Genomic DNA, 15,545 nt, shown 5'->3' with positions numbered 1-15,545 from the left:
TTAGGTTCATAAATGCGTTGTCATTATTACGGACCCGTGAGTTATTCGTAGCCAGGGCTTTTTATTTAGGGTTTTCTTCGGCGGCGGCATGAACTAAAAATTAAACGCCTGTTTTTCCGGCTGGAGCAATTTCGGATCAGGATGCCCTGATCCGTGATAGGAGCAGGTTAAATGACAGTAAAAGATTGCTTTCAAACAGTATTATTTCACTGCTGCTTCTGTCTTTTTTTGTGGCACTGAGTACCGTGAATTCAAGGTCCTTTTCAGCCTCCGTGCGTATCAGGTCAAATGGATCTGCAAAATCCTTTCTTTTTTCTGTAATTGTCCTATGGATGTAGAAAGGATTCAGATAGTTATTAACCCACAGAGACAGCTCTTTCCGATATTGCACGGAAAGTGCCATGTTCCTGATCCTTATCAGTGCATGCTTTCGGTTGTCCTCGTAATCTTCAGTCCATTCAGGCATTTAATACCCCCGCATTTGGTCCGGACCGGGATTCAGACCATACCCATGTAAATATTGTTTTTACATAATAATAAATTATCCGGTCTCATTATTTATATTTACTAATTTATTTAAATGGTTTTTTCTGTTCGATATTTATTTATTCGAAGATAGGCCACTTTTATAGGGGAATGATTCAGTTTTTGGAGTTTAGAATATGCCGGAAAAGATCGAAAAGTCAGAAGAAGAGTGGAAACAGATCCTTTCAAAGGACGAATTCCTGGTCCTGAGAAAAAAAGGCACTGAGCCTGCCTTTGCCGGAAAGTACTACAACTTTAAGGAAAAGGGTACCTATCTGTGTGCAGCGTGCAAGCAGGAACTTTTCAACTCGGAGGATAAATATGATTCGGGTACGGGCTGGCCAAGTTTCACGAAGCCTATTTCAGAGGACCGTATCATTCGAAGGGATGATAACAGTTATTTCATGAAGCGCACCGAAATATTGTGTAGCAGGTGCGGCAGTCACTTGGGGCATGTGTTCGACGACGGTCCGCCATCCACCGGAGAGAGGTTCTGTATGAACTCTATATCACTTGATTTTAAAAAAAAGGATTGAAAGTAAATTAAATGCTGATCGAGGACAAAACCTCAATTCTACCTGACCGTGACCATGAGCGTCATATCAGGTACATCTTTTACGCTGAAGGAATATGTGCCGCTTTCGGTGAATGTGTAATAATGCATGTCGTTGTGGTCCATTTCCTGATCTTCGAAGAGACCATCATCGCTGACAAGCACATATGTGCCCTGGGGTTTGGCATTTCTCCATGCTATCCTGTCCCCTTTGTTGAGCTCAAGTTCAGAAGGTTTCATTACTCCATAGTATTCCAAAATGACACCGTAGTCTTTTCCGTCTCCAGCGACAGATCCGGGATCTTCTGCTGTATCCTCAAGGGATGTTGTCTCTTCGGTCTCCTCTCCGTTATCTACATTTTCGGTACTGTCAGTACATCCACTGACCAGCACACCTGCAAGCATTAATATTGTTATCAATGTCAGCCATTTCTTTATCATATTAACCACCCTGTATTTTTTTAGCATGATGCCTATTAGTTTTCTTCCCGGCGGCCATCACATTTGCAGTTGCTGTTTTCGGGAAAAATTTATACGGCATATGGTGAAATAAAAGCTATGGACATATCCTTTATATTTTTTATGTATTTGTTGCTGGTAAATATACTGACATTTTCCCTTATGGGAATGGATAAAAGGAAAGCAAAAAGAAATGAGCGCAGAATTCCGGAAAAGACTCTTTTTATGTGGGCGGTCGTAGGTGGCACTATCGGTTCGATAATAGGGATGTATTTTTTTCGCCACAAGACAAGGCACCCCTCTTTCAAAATAGGGCTGCCTTTTATACTCCTGGTCCAGATATTTGTCTTTATACGGTTCTTGCTTCCTCTGTATGTTTTTACATGAGCCGGGGTTTTTAGAATCCCAGCCTTTCCATTTCCTTGAGGATATTGGGTGTAAAGTCTGTAAAATTCTGGATTCCGCCTGTCCATGCAGCTATCATCATGGCATCCTTCACTTCTTCCGGAGTGGCTCCGAACTTCTTAAGCCTCTGGAGTATCTTTACCGCACTCTCGGTTTTCAGATTGGAGCATGCAATGGCAAAAACAAGCAGATGCTTATTCTTTTTCGAAAGCCCGTTATCCCTGTCGGCCCAGACCGCACTGTAAAGCCCTGAAAGTCCCTCTGCAAAATCCTCATTCAACTGTTTTGCATAGCGTACGGACCTTGGCTGGAATCCCTTAATGTCTTGTATTTCCTGTGTATCATCTGTCATAGTTATCGGTGAATATCTGGCAGGAAATGATTTAATGTTTTCTTAACAGGAAATACGGGTGAGCATATTCCCTTATTCAAATTTAATGATTGTAATTGCTCATCACACATTTTCTATAGTACCGGAAGGCCCTGGAAATCAAGCATAAAGACTTTTAGCAGTATGGTATGCACGCTCTTTCATTTCTTTTCCGGGGTTGTTAATGCTACATTCAAAGTTTCCCATGAAAAATATGTTTTTTTCCTGTGTCGAAAATAATAGAAAACTTTTAATGCTGGTTATCACTAAGTTCCTGTATGTCTCTTGAAAGCTATGGGGTATTAAAAGGCAAACCCAAAGACTGGATATATGGAACGGGCAGAAGTCCTCATTTTCAGATACTGGTTTACGATGGTCAGATGGAGCATCGTATTGCTGTTAATGTCAGATCACGTGTACCACCTTCTGAACTATTATATTATGTAGACGAGGACTTCGATCATCCGGTAATATCCAGGCTGGAAAGTCTGGATATGGGTTTTCATTCCCTCGAGGACAAGAAGGACATGTCACTGGATTATGTCCGCGGAGGACTATTTGACGTGTCTTCCATGGAAATGCTGCACCATGACATTTCCGGACCCGACAATGACCTGAATGAAAAGATCCGGGACTATGTCAAAGCAGCTATCAAAACGGAAGGAACTGTATATGCCTTCGGAAAAAGGTGGGGGCCTGATAGCTATTTGCAGGACAGTTGCTTTGGTTTCAGGCCAGGAAGCGGCATACATGATGTTCACATGAACCAGGGCAGTACAAAGAAATGGAAGGATGCCGATAAACCCTACCATGACGGAGGCCTGCTCATACATCTGCCGGAGGAGAAAAGGTGGGTAGCGCTTTACCTTGCTTTCCAGTCCCAGTGTTTCGTGACCGATGAGGTGACAGGTCATTGTAAGGAGGATACATCCGGGGAAGCTGTAGTTCCGGGGTGCTTAAAACACCGGAAGTGTACGTCTGCAGGTACTATAAGGATCGTTGCAGCCCTTGTTGACCCTTCTGGTGATGACCCTGGCCTGGAGACAATTACACTGATCAATGCATCCCCGGAAGATGTCAATATCGATGACTGGATGATCGTGGACAGAAATAACAGGACCTCGCTCCTGAAAGGGACTATTATGGCGGGTGCGGGGGCAAAGATCCACCTTTCCGGAAAAGGTGCCCAGTTGTACAACAAAGGTGGAAGTATCAGCCTTTTTGATGAAATGGGTGTTATGATGCATGAAGTAAATTACGTGAAGGAGGATATCAGGACTGGTTGGATGATCGTATTCTAATTTTGGTCCGTTTATTCTTTTTTTTCTGTTCATTAAACAAGTTTTAATAGTAAAATGAAGTAATAAAGTGGTATAAAATATCTCAATAATCGTTTCAAATATGAGTTTTGAGAGATGGGGATTCTTACAGATGTCTGTCCGGGTAGGGGAGGGTTACATGAAGAAATCATTGATAGAAATAGCTTTCATGTCTGAAAAAAGAAAGAAAGTACTTTTGCTTCTGCAGGATGGTCCTTTGAAAATGGGTTCTATCCTGAAGGCACTTGACACTAACAGGCAGGGACTGCTACCCCAGATTAAAATTCTTGAAGATTATCATCTTATCATTAAAAAAGATGATCAGTGCAGTCTGACAACGATCGGAGAAATGGTGGTTAAACAGATGTCCCCTCTTCTGGGAATTGTGGCCGTTCTGGATAATGATATCGATTACTGGGGAAGCCGTGAACTAAGCTTTATTCCGCCGGGCCTTTTGGACCGGTTTTGTGAACTTGGTCCATGTACGGTCATCGAACCTGATATCGCTGATTTGTATGAGATGAACCGGGATTTCAGTGAAAATATCAGGGCCTCAAAGTCCATGAATATGGTAACAACATTCCTTTACCCGGATTTTTTCACGCTGTTCGCTGATTACCTGGAACATGGGGTAGAGATCTCCATGGTCTTAAGCAAGGAACTGGCACATAAAATAAGCACTGATTACAGGGATGAATTCAAAGGCCTAATGAAGAGGGGTCGAGTAAATATGTTCGTATCCCGCTTAGAAATGCCTTTTCTATCCGTTGCATATAGTGACCACTGCATATTCCTCCGGCTTCTGAAAAAAAAACTCGTGTTCGACAGCAAACAACTTATGTGCTGCAGTCCGTGTGCACTTGCATGGGGAAAGGACTTCTTTAACAATTACCTGGAGCATTCTGCACCGATGGGTGATATATGATATACTTTTTTAAATGGGTGGTTCAAAGTTTAACGTGATTAAAAAAGATGTCCACGATAGAAGACAGGGTCCCTGCTGTTATTAATAATAGATGTGGTTATACAAGACAAGAGCGTATTTAGGGATGCGGGTCGTGGGTTTTGAACCGCAGTATTTGGGAGTGGAGTTTAAGAGAGATATTGGGGAATATCTCGGATATATAAGGAAAGAGACGCCTTAAAGCGTGGTGGTTTGTCAGGCGTCTCATCCTGCCTTCTCAGCCATGCGGGTTGAGTGAGTGGGGGTTGAAGGGATGTGCGGACATCCCGGATTCGTAAGGAAAGAGGCACCATAAGCGTGGTGGTTTATTGGGTGCCTCATCCTACCTTCTTAATCTAAGTTCAAAATGGTTTTTCTAGTATAAAAGTTGATTGCAACACCGGCAAGGGGTTGCCGGGGGGTAATTAAGCCGGAATTATCCTTTTTTTTCTTCCTGTTTGTCATATAAAAGATCCTTATCCGATTTTCTAAATGTAATATTTATTCCAGTAAAATAAGTGTGTACTGGGATGGGATTGTATCATTCATCGGGAATTTCTGAAGGGGTATGCCAAGTTTCTCCAATGTCTTATCCAGACGCACACCAAGACCCATAAGACAAGGTCTTCGAATGGTGGGATTATGGCATGTTCCATCAGCTCCGGCACAGCTGACGCCTGAATAATCACTGTTGGCACACCATGTGCACATGCCGGGGAAAGTGGCAAGGGCTGTATTGTATCCAAGACTCCAGGCAAGCTTCTCAATTTCGATACTTCCCGGTTGTATTCTTTCCTTGCGTTCTTTCATGACGGTCTTCAATGTGTCTTGGTGCTGTTGTTGTGTAATCACATCTTCCGGTGGAGATACACTGTATTTTATGAAGTTCTCACTGATCTCTCTGGAAAAGATGTTCTCTGACTTCCAGTCAGCCAGCAATACCCACTCATATTCACCAAGCATCTTTCTGAATTCTTCCACTTTCGGTATGAATGGCGGGCATACCTGGCTTCCATATCCATTACACCCGAATATGCACTTCAGGATTGTCCTGTTCTCGACTACAATATCTTTCGCAGGTATGAGTCTGATACTGTTTGCGCCCTGCTTCTTTGCTTTCTCTTCCAGGAGTCTGTAATTGTTGTCAGTTAACATAATCTGCGTTTATATGTCCAGCATTAGTTCTAGTTTTTGCCTCACAAAAATGAAAACTTATCCTGTGTCTCATGATAAATGCCATTTATGTTATTGAACTCGAAAGTTCACCCGCAAAGTAAAGGTATTTCTATTGAGCCGCAAAATATGATTAATGGGGCTAATTCATGAAAATAGGAATAATGGTATTTTTGCTTCTCCTAGGCATATTCTTAACGACAGGCTGTACTGATACTCAGGATGCTGACCCGGATATTGGGGATGCGGATGATCAGGAAGTGCTTCCAGTCGAGCCTGAGGATGTGGATTCAGAACTCCCGGGACCTGATGGTGCTGAAGTGTTCACTTACATAACCGAGGAAAATAACTACAGGACATGGGAACTGTGGCCATTGAGAGAAGAAATGTATGCAAGCACAAGTATCCATGGACCGCTGCTCACAACATATGTTTCGGAAGATGCCGAATCTGCTATCCGGAACAGAGCAGGCTCATTACCTTCCGGGAGTATGGCCGTGAGGGAAAGTTATGATACTGACGGGGAACTGAGGGAAATAGGCGTGCGTTACAAGGTGGAAGGCTATGATACTGAGCACAGAGATTGGTTCTGGGCAGCATACACCCCTGAAGGAGATATCATAGTCGATGGGAGGGTTGAGTCGTGCCAGGAATGTCACTCTGTAGTGGCGGATAACGACTACGTCTACACCAGCTACATCACAGACACACCTTACAGGGAAATCGATGTGGATATCCGGAACTACAGTTTTGAACCGGATTCTGTCAACATTTACGTGGGTGACACAGTTACATGGACCAACAGGGACTCTGCAGTACATACCATTGATGGCGGATTGTTCAGGTCTCCTCCGCTTGGTCAGGGTGAATCCTTCAGTTATACGTTCGCCAGAGAAGGCAGATACAGCTATATGTGCACCGTACATCCTTATCAGACGACAGGCCAGATCGTTGTAACAGGCTGATCTGCAATCAGTCTGCATTAACAGGGTACGTAACTATGAATATGGCATTTTATTGCCTTTCATTTGGCTGGTCTGTTCCCTGATACTATTAATTCGTTAGTACTATTAAGCATGCTAACTGTGTTGGAAATAAGGAGTGATCGTGAAGGCGGGGCACTGTCACCTGAAATGTGTGATCTGTGATCAATGCCTGGAATTGTAGGGGGTGAATTCTATTCAGGGAAAGGAATTGGAGCTTGAGGGTCAAACAGCCATTGTAACTGGTGGAGGCAGGGGAATCGGACGGGCCACCTGTCTGGCTCTGGCAAGAAAAGGTGCAAATATAATTGTAACCGCAAGGAGCCAGGACGAGATCGAAGAGGTCCGGAAAATGGTTGAAGATATGGGCAGCAAGTCACTTGCTGTCGCAGCCGACCTTCGTGAAGAGTCAGATATCAGGAGTATGGTAACAAAGTCCATTGAACATTTCGGAACTATAGATATCCTTGTCAACAACGCAGGTGTGGCTGTAAGGAAGCCCCTGACAGAGACCAGTGCAGAGGAATACGATACTGTAATGGATGTTAATGTAAGGGGCATGTTCCTCTGTATGAAGTATGTTCTGCCCCATATGCTCAGAGAAGGTCGTGGTAAGGTCATCAACGTTTCCTCCGGTGCGGGTAAAAGTGGGATCAGGCAGCTAGCAGTATACTCAGCTTCAAAGTTTGCGGTCATTGGCCTGACCGAGTCAGTGGCACAGGAGGTGTCAGGGAAGATCGGTGTACATGCGGTCTGTCCCGGCAGTGTTGATACTGATATGTACAGGTCGCTGTATCCTGATGAAGCATCTCTCAGACCTGAAGATGTCGCAGCAAGGATAGTTGAACTCTGTCTGCCGGGGTCTGGTACAGCTTCTGGATCCTGCGTTACAGTCTATGGCAATGGCTGAGGGGTACGGCTCATAAGAGGTTTGCGATAAAGGAATTGTTATTTAGACGATTCGGAATTCTGATCAAGTTGGATATATGATATAAATAAAAGGTGATAAAGGATGGAAGTTGTAAGCAGTGCTTTTGAACACGGGGAAATGATACCTGCCAAATATACCTGTGATGGGGATAACGTCAGTCCTCCCTTGCAGTTCAATGATCTACCTTCAACAACAATGAGTCTTGTAGTAATGGTTGATGGTATTGATTCTTCTTCAGGCACGATGACCCACTGGATAGTATGGAATATTCCTTTCGTGAAGTCAATAGCTGAGAATTCAGTTCCCGGAGTGGAAGGCAAGAATGGTTTTAACACTATATCCTATTGTGGCCCATGTCCCTCTTCAGGAACACATAGCTATTATTTCATAGTATATGCTCTTGATGCACGGCTGGACCTTCAGACCGGGACAAGCAGGAACGAAGTAGAAAATGCGATGAGGTCGCACATACTTGATAAGGGAGAACTGATGGGCAAGTACGGAAAGCAAACCTGAGCACATTATAATAAAAAGCCTGCAAACATGATGCCGGTGATTCACGTGCAGGTAGTTTCTGACATATAAGTTAAGTTTAAGTAATATTTTCAATAATCATCTATGGGGAGATATGGGTTCCGGATTTCAGGACATTCAGGTCTGATATCAGTTTGTTCTTTATGTCTATCATGATCAGATTAGTTTGAAATGAGATCGGCAAAGTATGTCTTTTATAAGGTGGGAATAATCAATGAAGAATAACAGGTTAGCTAACTATTTCTCGGCAAGTAAGGATGGTAGTGAAATCGTAAGTAAAAGAAAAGACTCCGGAAAAGTTCCCGATCTAACAGCCGGCAGTCAGAATAAAAGTTCACGGGTGTACGAGCGGGCGAGGGACTTGTACAACTGGGCTCAGCATTATCATCGTATAAATGTCAGGCCAAAGAACCATTTCTCATCATTCAGGATTGAACATTTGACCGATAATGATTCTATGCTTATAACAGGCAAGCTTGCAGACGGTTCATGGGATATTCAGCAATGGCTTATAAACAAAGGGGATATCCGCTTCGAGGATGGAAAAATCGTGGCAGATGATCCGAGAATACAGCACGTAGTAAGCCAGATGCATAATGGCCTGCGGTCTGTTCCCCGCACACGCGGGCAAGAATAGTTTTCCCGGGGGTAAATTCATGAAGATAGTTGTTGCTGACCCGATAGTTCTGCAACCTGAATATCATAAAAGGCTTCAGGAGATGGGTGAGCTCAAGGTATACAATACATGGCCCTCATCCAACGAAGAACTGATCGACAGGGTAAAGGATGCACATATTGTGATAGTTGGCAGGTACGGTTTCCCTGCTGAGGTTTTTGACGTTGCTGAGAACCTTAAGATGCTTTCCGTATGGCAGACCGGTTATGACCATGTAGACATTGATGTGGCTGCCAGACACGGGGTTGTTGTTTCAAATGTACCCGGCTATGCTTTTGATGCTGTTGCAGAATTCGTTTTTGCCCAGGTTCTCAACCTGCTTAGGCGTTTACATGAAGCGGACAGGTCTCTCAGAGAGGGTGAATTCGAGTGGCGGGATTACATCTGTGGGGCATACAGGGGTAATCAGCTTATGGGTAAGACCATAGGTGTGATAGGTACAGGCAATATCGGAAGCCGTGTAATAGAGATAGCACATGGTTTCAAGATGCAGGTACTTGCTCACACAGCCCATCCGGACCCCGTAAAAGAAAAAAAGCTGGGTGTCAGGTTTGTGGATATGGACACACTCTTAACACAATCGGATGTTGTGACCTTGCATGTGCCTCTTACCCAGTCAACAGAGAAAATGATAGGTGCTGAAGAATTGATCAAGATGAAGTCCACTTCCATTCTTATCAATACTGCAAGAGGTGAAGTGGTCGATGAAGCAGCCCTTCTGAGCTCCCTGCGAAGTGGCTATATTGCAGCTGCCGGGCTTGATGTGTTCGAGGAAGAGCCCCTGCCATCCAACAGCCCCTTCCTCAGGCTGAGCAACGTGTTGCTCACACCACACATAGCTTTCCTATCGGAAGAATCCCTGGATGAGTGTACTTCGGTAACACTGGACAATATAGGGCACTTCCTGCAGGGAAATCCGAAGAATGTGGTAAATGAGGATGCCCTTGGCAAGGAAAAAGGATAATGTTGCAATTAGTTTATACTTTATGATGCTGGAATGGCATCATACTTTGGAAGTGTGCTGCCAATAGGCTATAATGCCTGTAAAAGGTGCTGCTAAATGAAGGTGTGTGATTTAAGGAGTGGGGGGTGGTTGGTTGGGTGGTATAAAAAAATGATATCACACACCTTCTGTTTCGTTAACGGGGTGAATATGTAAATAGGTAAGCGTTTTAAAAATCTGGTGAACGATCATATACATCCGGTATTACTCTGGCAGGTTTTTTCCATGCTTGAGCAGGCGGATTGGGGATACGATCCATCTTCTGGCAATTGTAGCTATTGTATCAGGGAGGTCATTGGTCCTGGCTTACAGCCACCCGGACTTTTCAGCCTTCTCAAGCATTCCGTGTGATTTGACCTTCGGACGTGGGTCAATTCCCTTACGCTTTGCCATTACAATGTACATCATGGCCATATTTTGTCCTGCAGATGGGTTGGAGGCACCTGTTTGATGTGATATGGACTTCATTTCCGTCATGATCTGTTCGTTTGACATTTCCTTTATTTCCTGGATTGTTACCAATTTATTAACCTCTGCTTACTACTATGTATGTATAATGTATATAGTTATCATTGAATGGCTGAAAAAACAAAAAATATGACACTATATATATAGTTCGCATTAATAATAAAAAGACGGTCTCAAATGCATCGGGATGGTTATGATGGTACGGCAGGCAAATTCTCTGTGCCGCATCCGGGACTGCTCAAAAAACGCCAATCTATGCCGGCACCATGAGATAGTTTTAAAGGCAATGAAGTCTATTTGAAAGGCTGGAGTGGTTAAGAATGTTTATCCATACACATGATAGTAGATACCATCTACTTATTTTCACATCTGCAGAAAAAGCGCATAAGCAACTATCCGGGGTCAAAAAATGATTGCTGTGCAATCCCGGTATCCATGGGAAGAGGATCCTTACGATCTGATATCCCACAAAGACACTGACATACTTGTTAAAGATGAGCATGGAGTTGTAACTGTGGACTTCAAGAAACGCAACTGGCGTGAAAAAATTTAATTTTTTCTGCTTCCTGTATATTTAGTGTTTAAGAAACGGCTCTGTAGAAATCATCGATATTTGGATAAAAGTGAGTTATCAATATTTGTTTTCTCGATAGTGGTTTGGACAGGTCTTCTACAGAGTCAAAAAAAGCTTATTAATTTGATAGTAACCGTTGATTACACGGAAGATCAAACAAAAAGGTACATCTACGCAAACTTTGATGCCATGAATACGCTGATTTTAAGGCAAAAAATGGGTAAAATCGTAGTAATTAATGTGAAATTGTTTGAACTGTCAAATAGCTTTTCCTGAGAAAAAAAACGAAAATTTGGGTTCAAAGAGAAGACATTTTCTTAATCAAAGAGTAAAAACTGTCAAACTTAAGTTAAAAAATTGAACATTCAGAAGATTAGATTAAACCTTATTTATTGGAATAGAGTCCTTTAGATAATACTCGAATAATTCATTCCCCCATTTAATCGCAGAGGTGTTGCAAGCCATTAAGTATTTTAAATCGTAATCTCCTTTTTTGGTTAGTGTCCTCATCATAAAGCAAAAATCATTAGTACCAAAGGATGCAAAATTCATTTCTTTGGGGTACAGGAAAACTTCATTAAGTCCATTGTTAAGAAGATTTTTGACCTCTTCCATTTCATTCTTTATTTTGGAAAGGAGCTCTTCGGAAACTATCAGACACATCTTAACACCATTTTTATTGAAGTCCGCAAGTATCGATGCAAAGTTCGGGAAAAGAAAAGTGGTAACGGAATTCTGAAGTTTTGAATGCTTTGCTTTTTCAACAACGTTTTTATTGGGATTGTATACTTCTGTAGGAGATGTGTTTGAGACTACCTCACAAGGAATGATCTCATGAAGCCAATTTAACAGGGGTGGAGGAATAAAACCAAAGTCATGACTTCCCCAATAATCGACATCGGTATCAAACAGATCTATGGTACCAACTAAGGGATTCATCCTGTCAATCATAAGTTTACCAGTTATTGTCAGCTCATAAGAATCCTGAGAATGGTCAACAAGATGATGCTCTTCCAGAATCCTTACTTGAGGAAGTAAAGAATGTCTGGTTGTATCCAATGACTTGAGAAGAGACTCCATTTCCTGAGGGCCTTCTTGCAACAGAAAGAGTACATTTTTTCTCTTTTCAGAAGCAAATATTACATCAAGTAATGGTCTTTTCACTCAAGTCACCTCTCACAAAAAATATTAACTCTATCTTTGTAGAACTTATGTACAAATCTTATTTAAAACAGACCATTGATAGTTACTATTTTTGTTTACATTAAAATTTTTATTGTCTGCTTAGTTCAAGTTTCATATTTGTTCCCACATCTCCAACCTTTTCCTAACATGAGTGTTCAAAGTAACGGCTTATCAGCTTCAGCGTTCTTTTTCATATAGTATGATTTACACTTAGAGAAGCCATCTTTTCTCTTTGAACACGGCTGAAAGAGGCGGAGTCTATAATCATATAATGCAAGATCACTTTGATAAAATCGATGCTATTTATGATAAGCACTATATGTTGAGTTCGCCTGAACGAGGTATATACAGTTACATCAGAATCCGATTAAATTTGAACCTCAATATTGTGTAGATTCTCTACTTGTAAGAATAATATTATTCCATTTGTCCAGCAATTCACGAAGTGATTTCAATGATATAGGTTTGGAAATATAATCAACCATTCCTGCTTCAAAAAACTTCTCTCTGTCATTTTTCATCGCATATGCTGTCAATGCAATTATTGGAATATCCCTGTTTAGCACTTTGGACTCTGGACTTTGAATAATCTTTGTGGCTTCCAGCCCGTTCATCTCAGGCATTTGAATGTCCATAAGCACCAGATCATATGGTTCTGTCTCAAGAGCCTTTATAGCTTCCATGCCATTGTCAACAGCATCAACCTCGAATCCCAGGCTAATTAGCATGGTTTGAGCTACTTCCTGATTGAGCATGTCATCCTTGACCAGTAAGATCTTTAGTATATTGTCGCCGGTTTGAGTTAAATCTTCTTTTTCAGGTTTTTCTATCTGCTTTACTTCGGACTGTTTTTCCAGCCTTACGGTGAACCAAAATTTTGACCCTTCTCCAACTTTACTGATCACACCCATGTTTCCATCCATCATCTCGACCAGTTGCCTGGATATTGCAAGTCCCAGACCTGTGCCACCGAATCTACGGCTGTTAGAGGCGTCTGCCTGGGTGAACTTTTTCAAAAATAAGGTCGATCTTTTCTTCAGGAATGTCAATGCCTGTATCGATTACAGAAAAACGCAGCAGGACATTATCATCGTTCTGGGATTCAACTGAGATATGGATCAATACTTTTCCTTCTGAAGTAAACTTGATAGCATTACCTGTTAGATTGGTAAGAATCTGGGTCAAGCGGCCAGGATCTCCTTGAAGTAACAAAGGAACATCGGCTCTGTAGAAATCCTCTGAATTACGGTGCAAATAACAATACACAATAAATTTAAATGTACTAGCTGATATTGACGCCATTTTTCAAATAGAGTCAATAAATGCTGATTTCAAGAGGTTTTCTACAGAGCCGGAACATCATCTTTGAGGTCGTAGGATAGTTCCAGCCCCTTACTAAGCGCACGTAGGCTCATGGTGTCGACAAAGTCCTTGAGAAGGTTCAGCAGATCAAATTCCATCTTTTCAAGTTCGAGTTTACCAGCATCTATCTTAGAGATGTCAAGTACATCTTCTATAAGATCAAGAAGTTGTCCCCCACTTTTTTGTACAATTTGAGTATAGTGTTGTTGTACATCGCTCATCTCGGTTTCCATTAGTAGATCAGTAAAACCAATTATCGCATTCATGGGCGTTCGGATCTCATGGCTCATGTTGGCAAGAAACTCTGATTTTGCTACGTTGGCAGCTTCTGCAGCCTCTTTAGATTTTATTAGTTCTTCCTCTGCCCACTTACGTTCAGTGACATCAATTGAAGCACATGATACACCAGCAATTGCACCTGTTGAATCAAACAAGGGTTCAACTGTAAGGTCATAGAAAAATGGCTGACCATGTATAGTAGTCCGTACTTCTTCACGACGCATAACCCCTGTCTCTATAACACCACGTTTGATATTTGTCAGACACATGGCATCATTAGATGGCAACAGTTCATTATCGGTTTTACCTACAACGCTATTTGGATCAAATAATGGATTTGGATAATGAATCCAAGTATAACGAAGCTCTAGGTCTTGATTAAATAATATAACAGGTGAATTTTTAAGTGCCACTTTTAATCGTGTTTGACTTTCGTTCAAACTATCTGCAGTCTGTTTGCGTTCAGTGATATCTTGATTTACACCATAAGTCTTGATGGTTTTGCCATCATCGTCCTTGACTATAAAGAATCTGACTACCAGGTAACCTGTGCTCCCGTCAGCATAGAGAATGCGATGTTCAATGTAACGACTGAAATCTGGATCTTTAGCATCCAATGTCTTGCGCGTCTCCTCTGAGACCATATGACGATCATCCGGATGTACAAAACGCCTGGCATAATCCTCGATTGGCATTCTATAACCGCCCATTTCCTTAGCATTCGTGCGGAATATGGAGTAAAACTCATCCGAAAAAGTAAATATACCCTTGATAACATCGAGTTCCCAGTGGCCAAGCATTGCGATATTTAATGCATTGGATAATTGCTGCTGACTTTTATGTAGTTCCTCTTCTACATTTTTACGTTCTTCCTCTCTGCCAATGGCCGAGGCGGTGAGTCCAAGGATATGTTTGTCATTCTCACTGATATCTACATTATCCTGATACACGACACAAAGAGAACCTACAGCCTCACCGCAACATTTGACAGGATGACCGATATAGGTTTGCAGACCATATAATGCCACATTTGGATCTGTCCTAGCATAGGCCGTTTCGCTCAGATTGCGCACAATAAATGGTTCAGATATTCCGCGTTTGATTACGTCATAGCAGATGTGCCCTTGCGGTCGATCCTCTGATACATAGTCTGGAGGAGTATGCCATTGTCCAACAGAAGATAGCATGTCACCATTGAGTCGGTTGTATAGAGCACATCTACCACCAAGGAGTTCACCGCAAAGTGCTGTCAGGATGTTAATATTGGCTTCATAGTCGGCGCCCAAATCAAGCAGACTGCTATTTATTTTAGACAGCTGCTCCACACTTAGTTCGTTTTTCATTATTGTACCTTCTGTTTTGCCTATGGCGCACTTTTTTAGTCTGGTCAGACCATGATGCAAACTAGCTATATATTGAGCTGGTTTCAAAACTCCATTCATAGCTTTTTCCAACACACCATGAAACATGCAATATCTAACAGTCCTTTAAACACTACGTTAAGTCTTTCATATCGGATTACTAATCTTCTGAATCTCATCTTCAGCCATCCAAAAAATCGTTCAATAGCCCCTCTTCTATGGTAGGATTTAGAATCAAATCTTGTCGGTCTTCCTCTTTTTCTGTTCTTAGTGTTCCTGATATTGATGGGTATGTTACTTTTGATTGTTCTGGATCTTAGATATTGCCTTATCTTCACATCATCATAAGCCGGATCTGCCAGTACCTCTAATGGTCTTGTTCTTGGTCTTCCATAAGTCTGAACCTTTATATCTTCCATTATTTCGAGGAAATGGTGATTAT

At 42.0% G+C, this 15,545-nt stretch carries 19 protein-coding genes and 1 pseudogene; 10 read left to right on the top strand and 10 right to left on the bottom strand.

Annotated elements, in window-relative coordinates; genetic code table 11:
• Positions 1-136: 136 nt before the first annotated feature.
• Positions 137-466 (bottom strand): hypothetical protein, encoded by a 330-nt coding sequence (locus CUN85_RS07660; RefSeq protein ID WP_135389738.1) that lies wholly within the window; start codon positions 464-466, stop codon positions 137-139.
• 196 nt (positions 467-662) lie between these two features.
• On the opposite strand from CUN85_RS07660, the gene msrB reads away from it, so the two are divergent.
• Positions 663-1,061, top strand: coding sequence for a peptide-methionine (R)-S-oxide reductase MsrB (msrB, locus tag CUN85_RS07655; RefSeq protein ID WP_135389737.1), 399 nt, complete (start codon positions 663-665; stop codon positions 1,059-1,061).
• 38 nt (positions 1,062-1,099) lie between these two features.
• On the opposite strand, the gene CUN85_RS07650 is transcribed toward msrB, so the two are convergent.
• On the bottom strand, positions 1,100-1,519 hold the full coding sequence (locus tag CUN85_RS07650) for a cell surface lipoprotein (protein ID WP_135389736.1): 420 nt from the start codon (positions 1,517-1,519) through the stop codon (positions 1,100-1,102).
• Positions 1,520-1,636: 117 nt separating this feature from the next.
• Here CUN85_RS07650 and CUN85_RS07645 point away from each other — a divergent pair, with 117 nt between their 5' ends.
• The gene (locus CUN85_RS07645; protein ID WP_135389735.1) at positions 1,637-1,924 is read left to right on the top strand and encodes a DUF1294 domain-containing protein; all 288 of its coding nucleotides are present in this window, start codon (positions 1,637-1,639) and stop codon (positions 1,922-1,924) included.
• A 10-nt stretch (positions 1,925-1,934) separates the two neighbouring features.
• Here CUN85_RS07645 and CUN85_RS07640 read toward each other — a convergent pair whose 3' ends face one another.
• Entirely contained in the window at positions 1,935-2,294 is a 360-nt protein-coding gene (locus CUN85_RS07640; RefSeq protein WP_135389734.1) for a carboxymuconolactone decarboxylase family protein, read from the bottom strand.
• A 296-nt stretch (positions 2,295-2,590) separates the two neighbouring features.
• Between CUN85_RS07640 and CUN85_RS07635 the strand changes: the two genes are divergently transcribed.
• Both CUN85_RS07635 and CUN85_RS07630 read left to right on the top strand, forming a co-directional pair.
• Complete coding sequence (locus CUN85_RS07635; protein WP_135389733.1) at positions 2,591-3,613, top strand: DUF2278 family protein; 1,023 nt, start codon at positions 2,591-2,593, stop codon at positions 3,611-3,613.
• 157 nt (positions 3,614-3,770) lie between these two features.
• Positions 3,771-4,556: a helix-turn-helix transcriptional regulator gene (locus tag CUN85_RS07630; protein WP_167848829.1), complete on the top strand. Its 786-nt coding sequence runs from the start codon at positions 3,771-3,773 to the stop codon at positions 4,554-4,556.
• A 519-nt stretch (positions 4,557-5,075) separates the two neighbouring features.
• Here CUN85_RS07630 and CUN85_RS07625 read toward each other — a convergent pair.
• The gene (locus CUN85_RS07625) at positions 5,076-5,729 is read right to left on the bottom strand and encodes a DUF2284 domain-containing protein (RefSeq protein WP_135389731.1); all 654 of its coding nucleotides are present in this window, start codon (positions 5,727-5,729) and stop codon (positions 5,076-5,078) included.
• Positions 5,730-5,896: 167 nt separating this feature from the next.
• Between CUN85_RS07625 and CUN85_RS07620 the strand changes: the two genes are divergently transcribed.
• The 5 genes from CUN85_RS07620 to CUN85_RS07600 all read left to right on the top strand — a co-directional run bounded on the left by CUN85_RS07620 (position 5,897) and on the right by CUN85_RS07600 (position 9,835).
• Positions 5,897-6,712, top strand: a complete 816-nt coding sequence (locus CUN85_RS07620) for a cytochrome P460 family protein (RefSeq protein WP_135389730.1) — start codon at positions 5,897-5,899, stop codon at positions 6,710-6,712.
• Positions 6,713-6,917: 205 nt separating this feature from the next.
• Positions 6,918-7,640, top strand: coding sequence for an SDR family NAD(P)-dependent oxidoreductase (locus tag CUN85_RS07615; RefSeq protein ID WP_235856249.1), 723 nt, complete (start codon positions 6,918-6,920; stop codon positions 7,638-7,640).
• Between the two features lie 102 nt (positions 7,641-7,742).
• Positions 7,743-8,177, top strand: coding sequence for a YbhB/YbcL family Raf kinase inhibitor-like protein (locus tag CUN85_RS07610; RefSeq protein ID WP_135389729.1), 435 nt, complete (start codon positions 7,743-7,745; stop codon positions 8,175-8,177).
• A 232-nt stretch (positions 8,178-8,409) separates the two neighbouring features.
• On the top strand, positions 8,410-8,832 hold the full coding sequence (locus tag CUN85_RS07605; RefSeq protein WP_135389728.1) for a hypothetical protein: 423 nt from the start codon (positions 8,410-8,412) through the stop codon (positions 8,830-8,832).
• A gap of 19 nt (positions 8,833-8,851) precedes the next feature.
• Positions 8,852-9,835 carry a 2-hydroxyacid dehydrogenase gene (locus CUN85_RS07600; protein ID WP_135389727.1) on the top strand — a complete coding sequence of 328 codons (984 nt, stop codon included), beginning with the start codon at positions 8,852-8,854 and terminating at the stop codon, positions 9,833-9,835.
• Between the two features lie 345 nt (positions 9,836-10,180).
• Here the strand turns inward: CUN85_RS07600 and CUN85_RS07595 are convergent, their stop codons facing one another.
• Positions 10,181-10,396 carry a hypothetical protein gene (locus CUN85_RS07595; RefSeq protein WP_135389726.1) on the bottom strand — a complete coding sequence of 72 codons (216 nt, stop codon included), beginning with the start codon at positions 10,394-10,396 and terminating at the stop codon, positions 10,181-10,183.
• 355 nt (positions 10,397-10,751) lie between these two features.
• On the opposite strand from CUN85_RS07595, the gene CUN85_RS12995 reads away from it, so the two are divergent.
• Positions 10,752-10,895, top strand: a complete 144-nt coding sequence (locus CUN85_RS12995) for a hypothetical protein (RefSeq protein ID WP_167848828.1) — start codon at positions 10,752-10,754, stop codon at positions 10,893-10,895.
• 399 nt (positions 10,896-11,294) lie between these two features.
• Here the strand turns inward: CUN85_RS12995 and CUN85_RS07585 are convergent, their stop codons facing one another.
• From CUN85_RS07585 to CUN85_RS07570, 5 genes and pseudogenes are all read right to left on the bottom strand, one after another.
• Entirely contained in the window at positions 11,295-12,080 is a 786-nt protein-coding gene (locus CUN85_RS07585) for a helix-turn-helix transcriptional regulator (RefSeq protein ID WP_135389724.1), read from the bottom strand.
• Between the two features lie 401 nt (positions 12,081-12,481).
• Positions 12,482-12,829, bottom strand: a complete 348-nt coding sequence (locus CUN85_RS13370) for a response regulator (RefSeq protein ID WP_235856259.1) — start codon at positions 12,827-12,829, stop codon at positions 12,482-12,484.
• Between the two features lie 183 nt (positions 12,830-13,012).
• A pseudogene (locus tag CUN85_RS13365) lies at positions 13,013-13,403 on the bottom strand (ATP-binding protein); the annotation flags it as partial.
• Between the two features lie 41 nt (positions 13,404-13,444).
• A complete protein-coding gene (locus CUN85_RS07575) occupies positions 13,445-15,085 on the bottom strand; it encodes a histidine kinase dimerization/phospho-acceptor domain-containing protein (protein WP_328591252.1) in 1,641 nt (546 codons plus the stop codon).
• Between the two features lie 95 nt (positions 15,086-15,180).
• Positions 15,181-15,545: transposase (locus tag CUN85_RS07570; RefSeq protein WP_135389722.1), on the bottom strand; the 365-nt coding region annotated here is incomplete at its 5' end.

The organism is Methanolobus halotolerans, assembly GCF_004745425.1.
GTDB lineage: Archaea > Halobacteriota > Methanosarcinia > Methanosarcinales > Methanosarcinaceae > Methanolobus > Methanolobus halotolerans.
Note: the sequence above shows the minus strand (reverse complement) of the source record. Positions and strands in the feature narration are given on the sequence as shown.

What these genes read in the sequence shown, in the direction of transcription:
- CUN85_RS07660 (WP_135389738.1), bottom strand. Translation starts at nt 466, where the DNA reads ATGCCTGAATGGACTGAAGATTACGAGGACAACCGAAAGCATGCACTG.
- msrB (WP_135389737.1), top strand. Translation starts at nt 663, where the DNA reads ATGCCGGAAAAGATCGAAAAGTCAGAAGAAGAGTGGAAACAGATCCTT.
- CUN85_RS07650 (WP_135389736.1), bottom strand. Translation starts at nt 1,519, where the DNA reads ATGATAAAGAAATGGCTGACATTGATAACAATATTAATGCTTGCAGGT.
- CUN85_RS07645 (WP_135389735.1), top strand. Translation starts at nt 1,637, where the DNA reads ATGGACATATCCTTTATATTTTTTATGTATTTGTTGCTGGTAAATATA.
- CUN85_RS07640 (WP_135389734.1), bottom strand. Translation starts at nt 2,294, where the DNA reads ATGACAGATGATACACAGGAAATACAAGACATTAAGGGATTCCAGCCA.
- CUN85_RS07635 (WP_135389733.1), top strand. Translation starts at nt 2,591, where the DNA reads ATGTCTCTTGAAAGCTATGGGGTATTAAAAGGCAAACCCAAAGACTGG.
- CUN85_RS07630 (WP_167848829.1), top strand. Translation starts at nt 3,771, where the DNA reads ATGAAGAAATCATTGATAGAAATAGCTTTCATGTCTGAAAAAAGAAAG.
- CUN85_RS07625 (WP_135389731.1), bottom strand. Translation starts at nt 5,729, where the DNA reads ATGTTAACTGACAACAATTACAGACTCCTGGAAGAGAAAGCAAAGAAG.
- CUN85_RS07620 (WP_135389730.1), top strand. Translation starts at nt 5,897, where the DNA reads ATGAAAATAGGAATAATGGTATTTTTGCTTCTCCTAGGCATATTCTTA.
- CUN85_RS07610 (WP_135389729.1), top strand. Translation starts at nt 7,743, where the DNA reads ATGGAAGTTGTAAGCAGTGCTTTTGAACACGGGGAAATGATACCTGCC.
- CUN85_RS07605 (WP_135389728.1), top strand. Translation starts at nt 8,410, where the DNA reads ATGAAGAATAACAGGTTAGCTAACTATTTCTCGGCAAGTAAGGATGGT.
- CUN85_RS07600 (WP_135389727.1), top strand. Translation starts at nt 8,852, where the DNA reads ATGAAGATAGTTGTTGCTGACCCGATAGTTCTGCAACCTGAATATCAT.
- CUN85_RS12995 (WP_167848828.1), top strand. Translation starts at nt 10,752, where the DNA reads ATGATTGCTGTGCAATCCCGGTATCCATGGGAAGAGGATCCTTACGAT.
- CUN85_RS13370 (WP_235856259.1), bottom strand. Translation starts at nt 12,829, where the DNA reads ATGCTAATTAGCCTGGGATTCGAGGTTGATGCTGTTGACAATGGCATG.
- CUN85_RS07575 (WP_328591252.1), bottom strand. Translation starts at nt 15,085, where the DNA reads ATGAAAAACGAACTAAGTGTGGAGCAGCTGTCTAAAATAAATAGCAGT.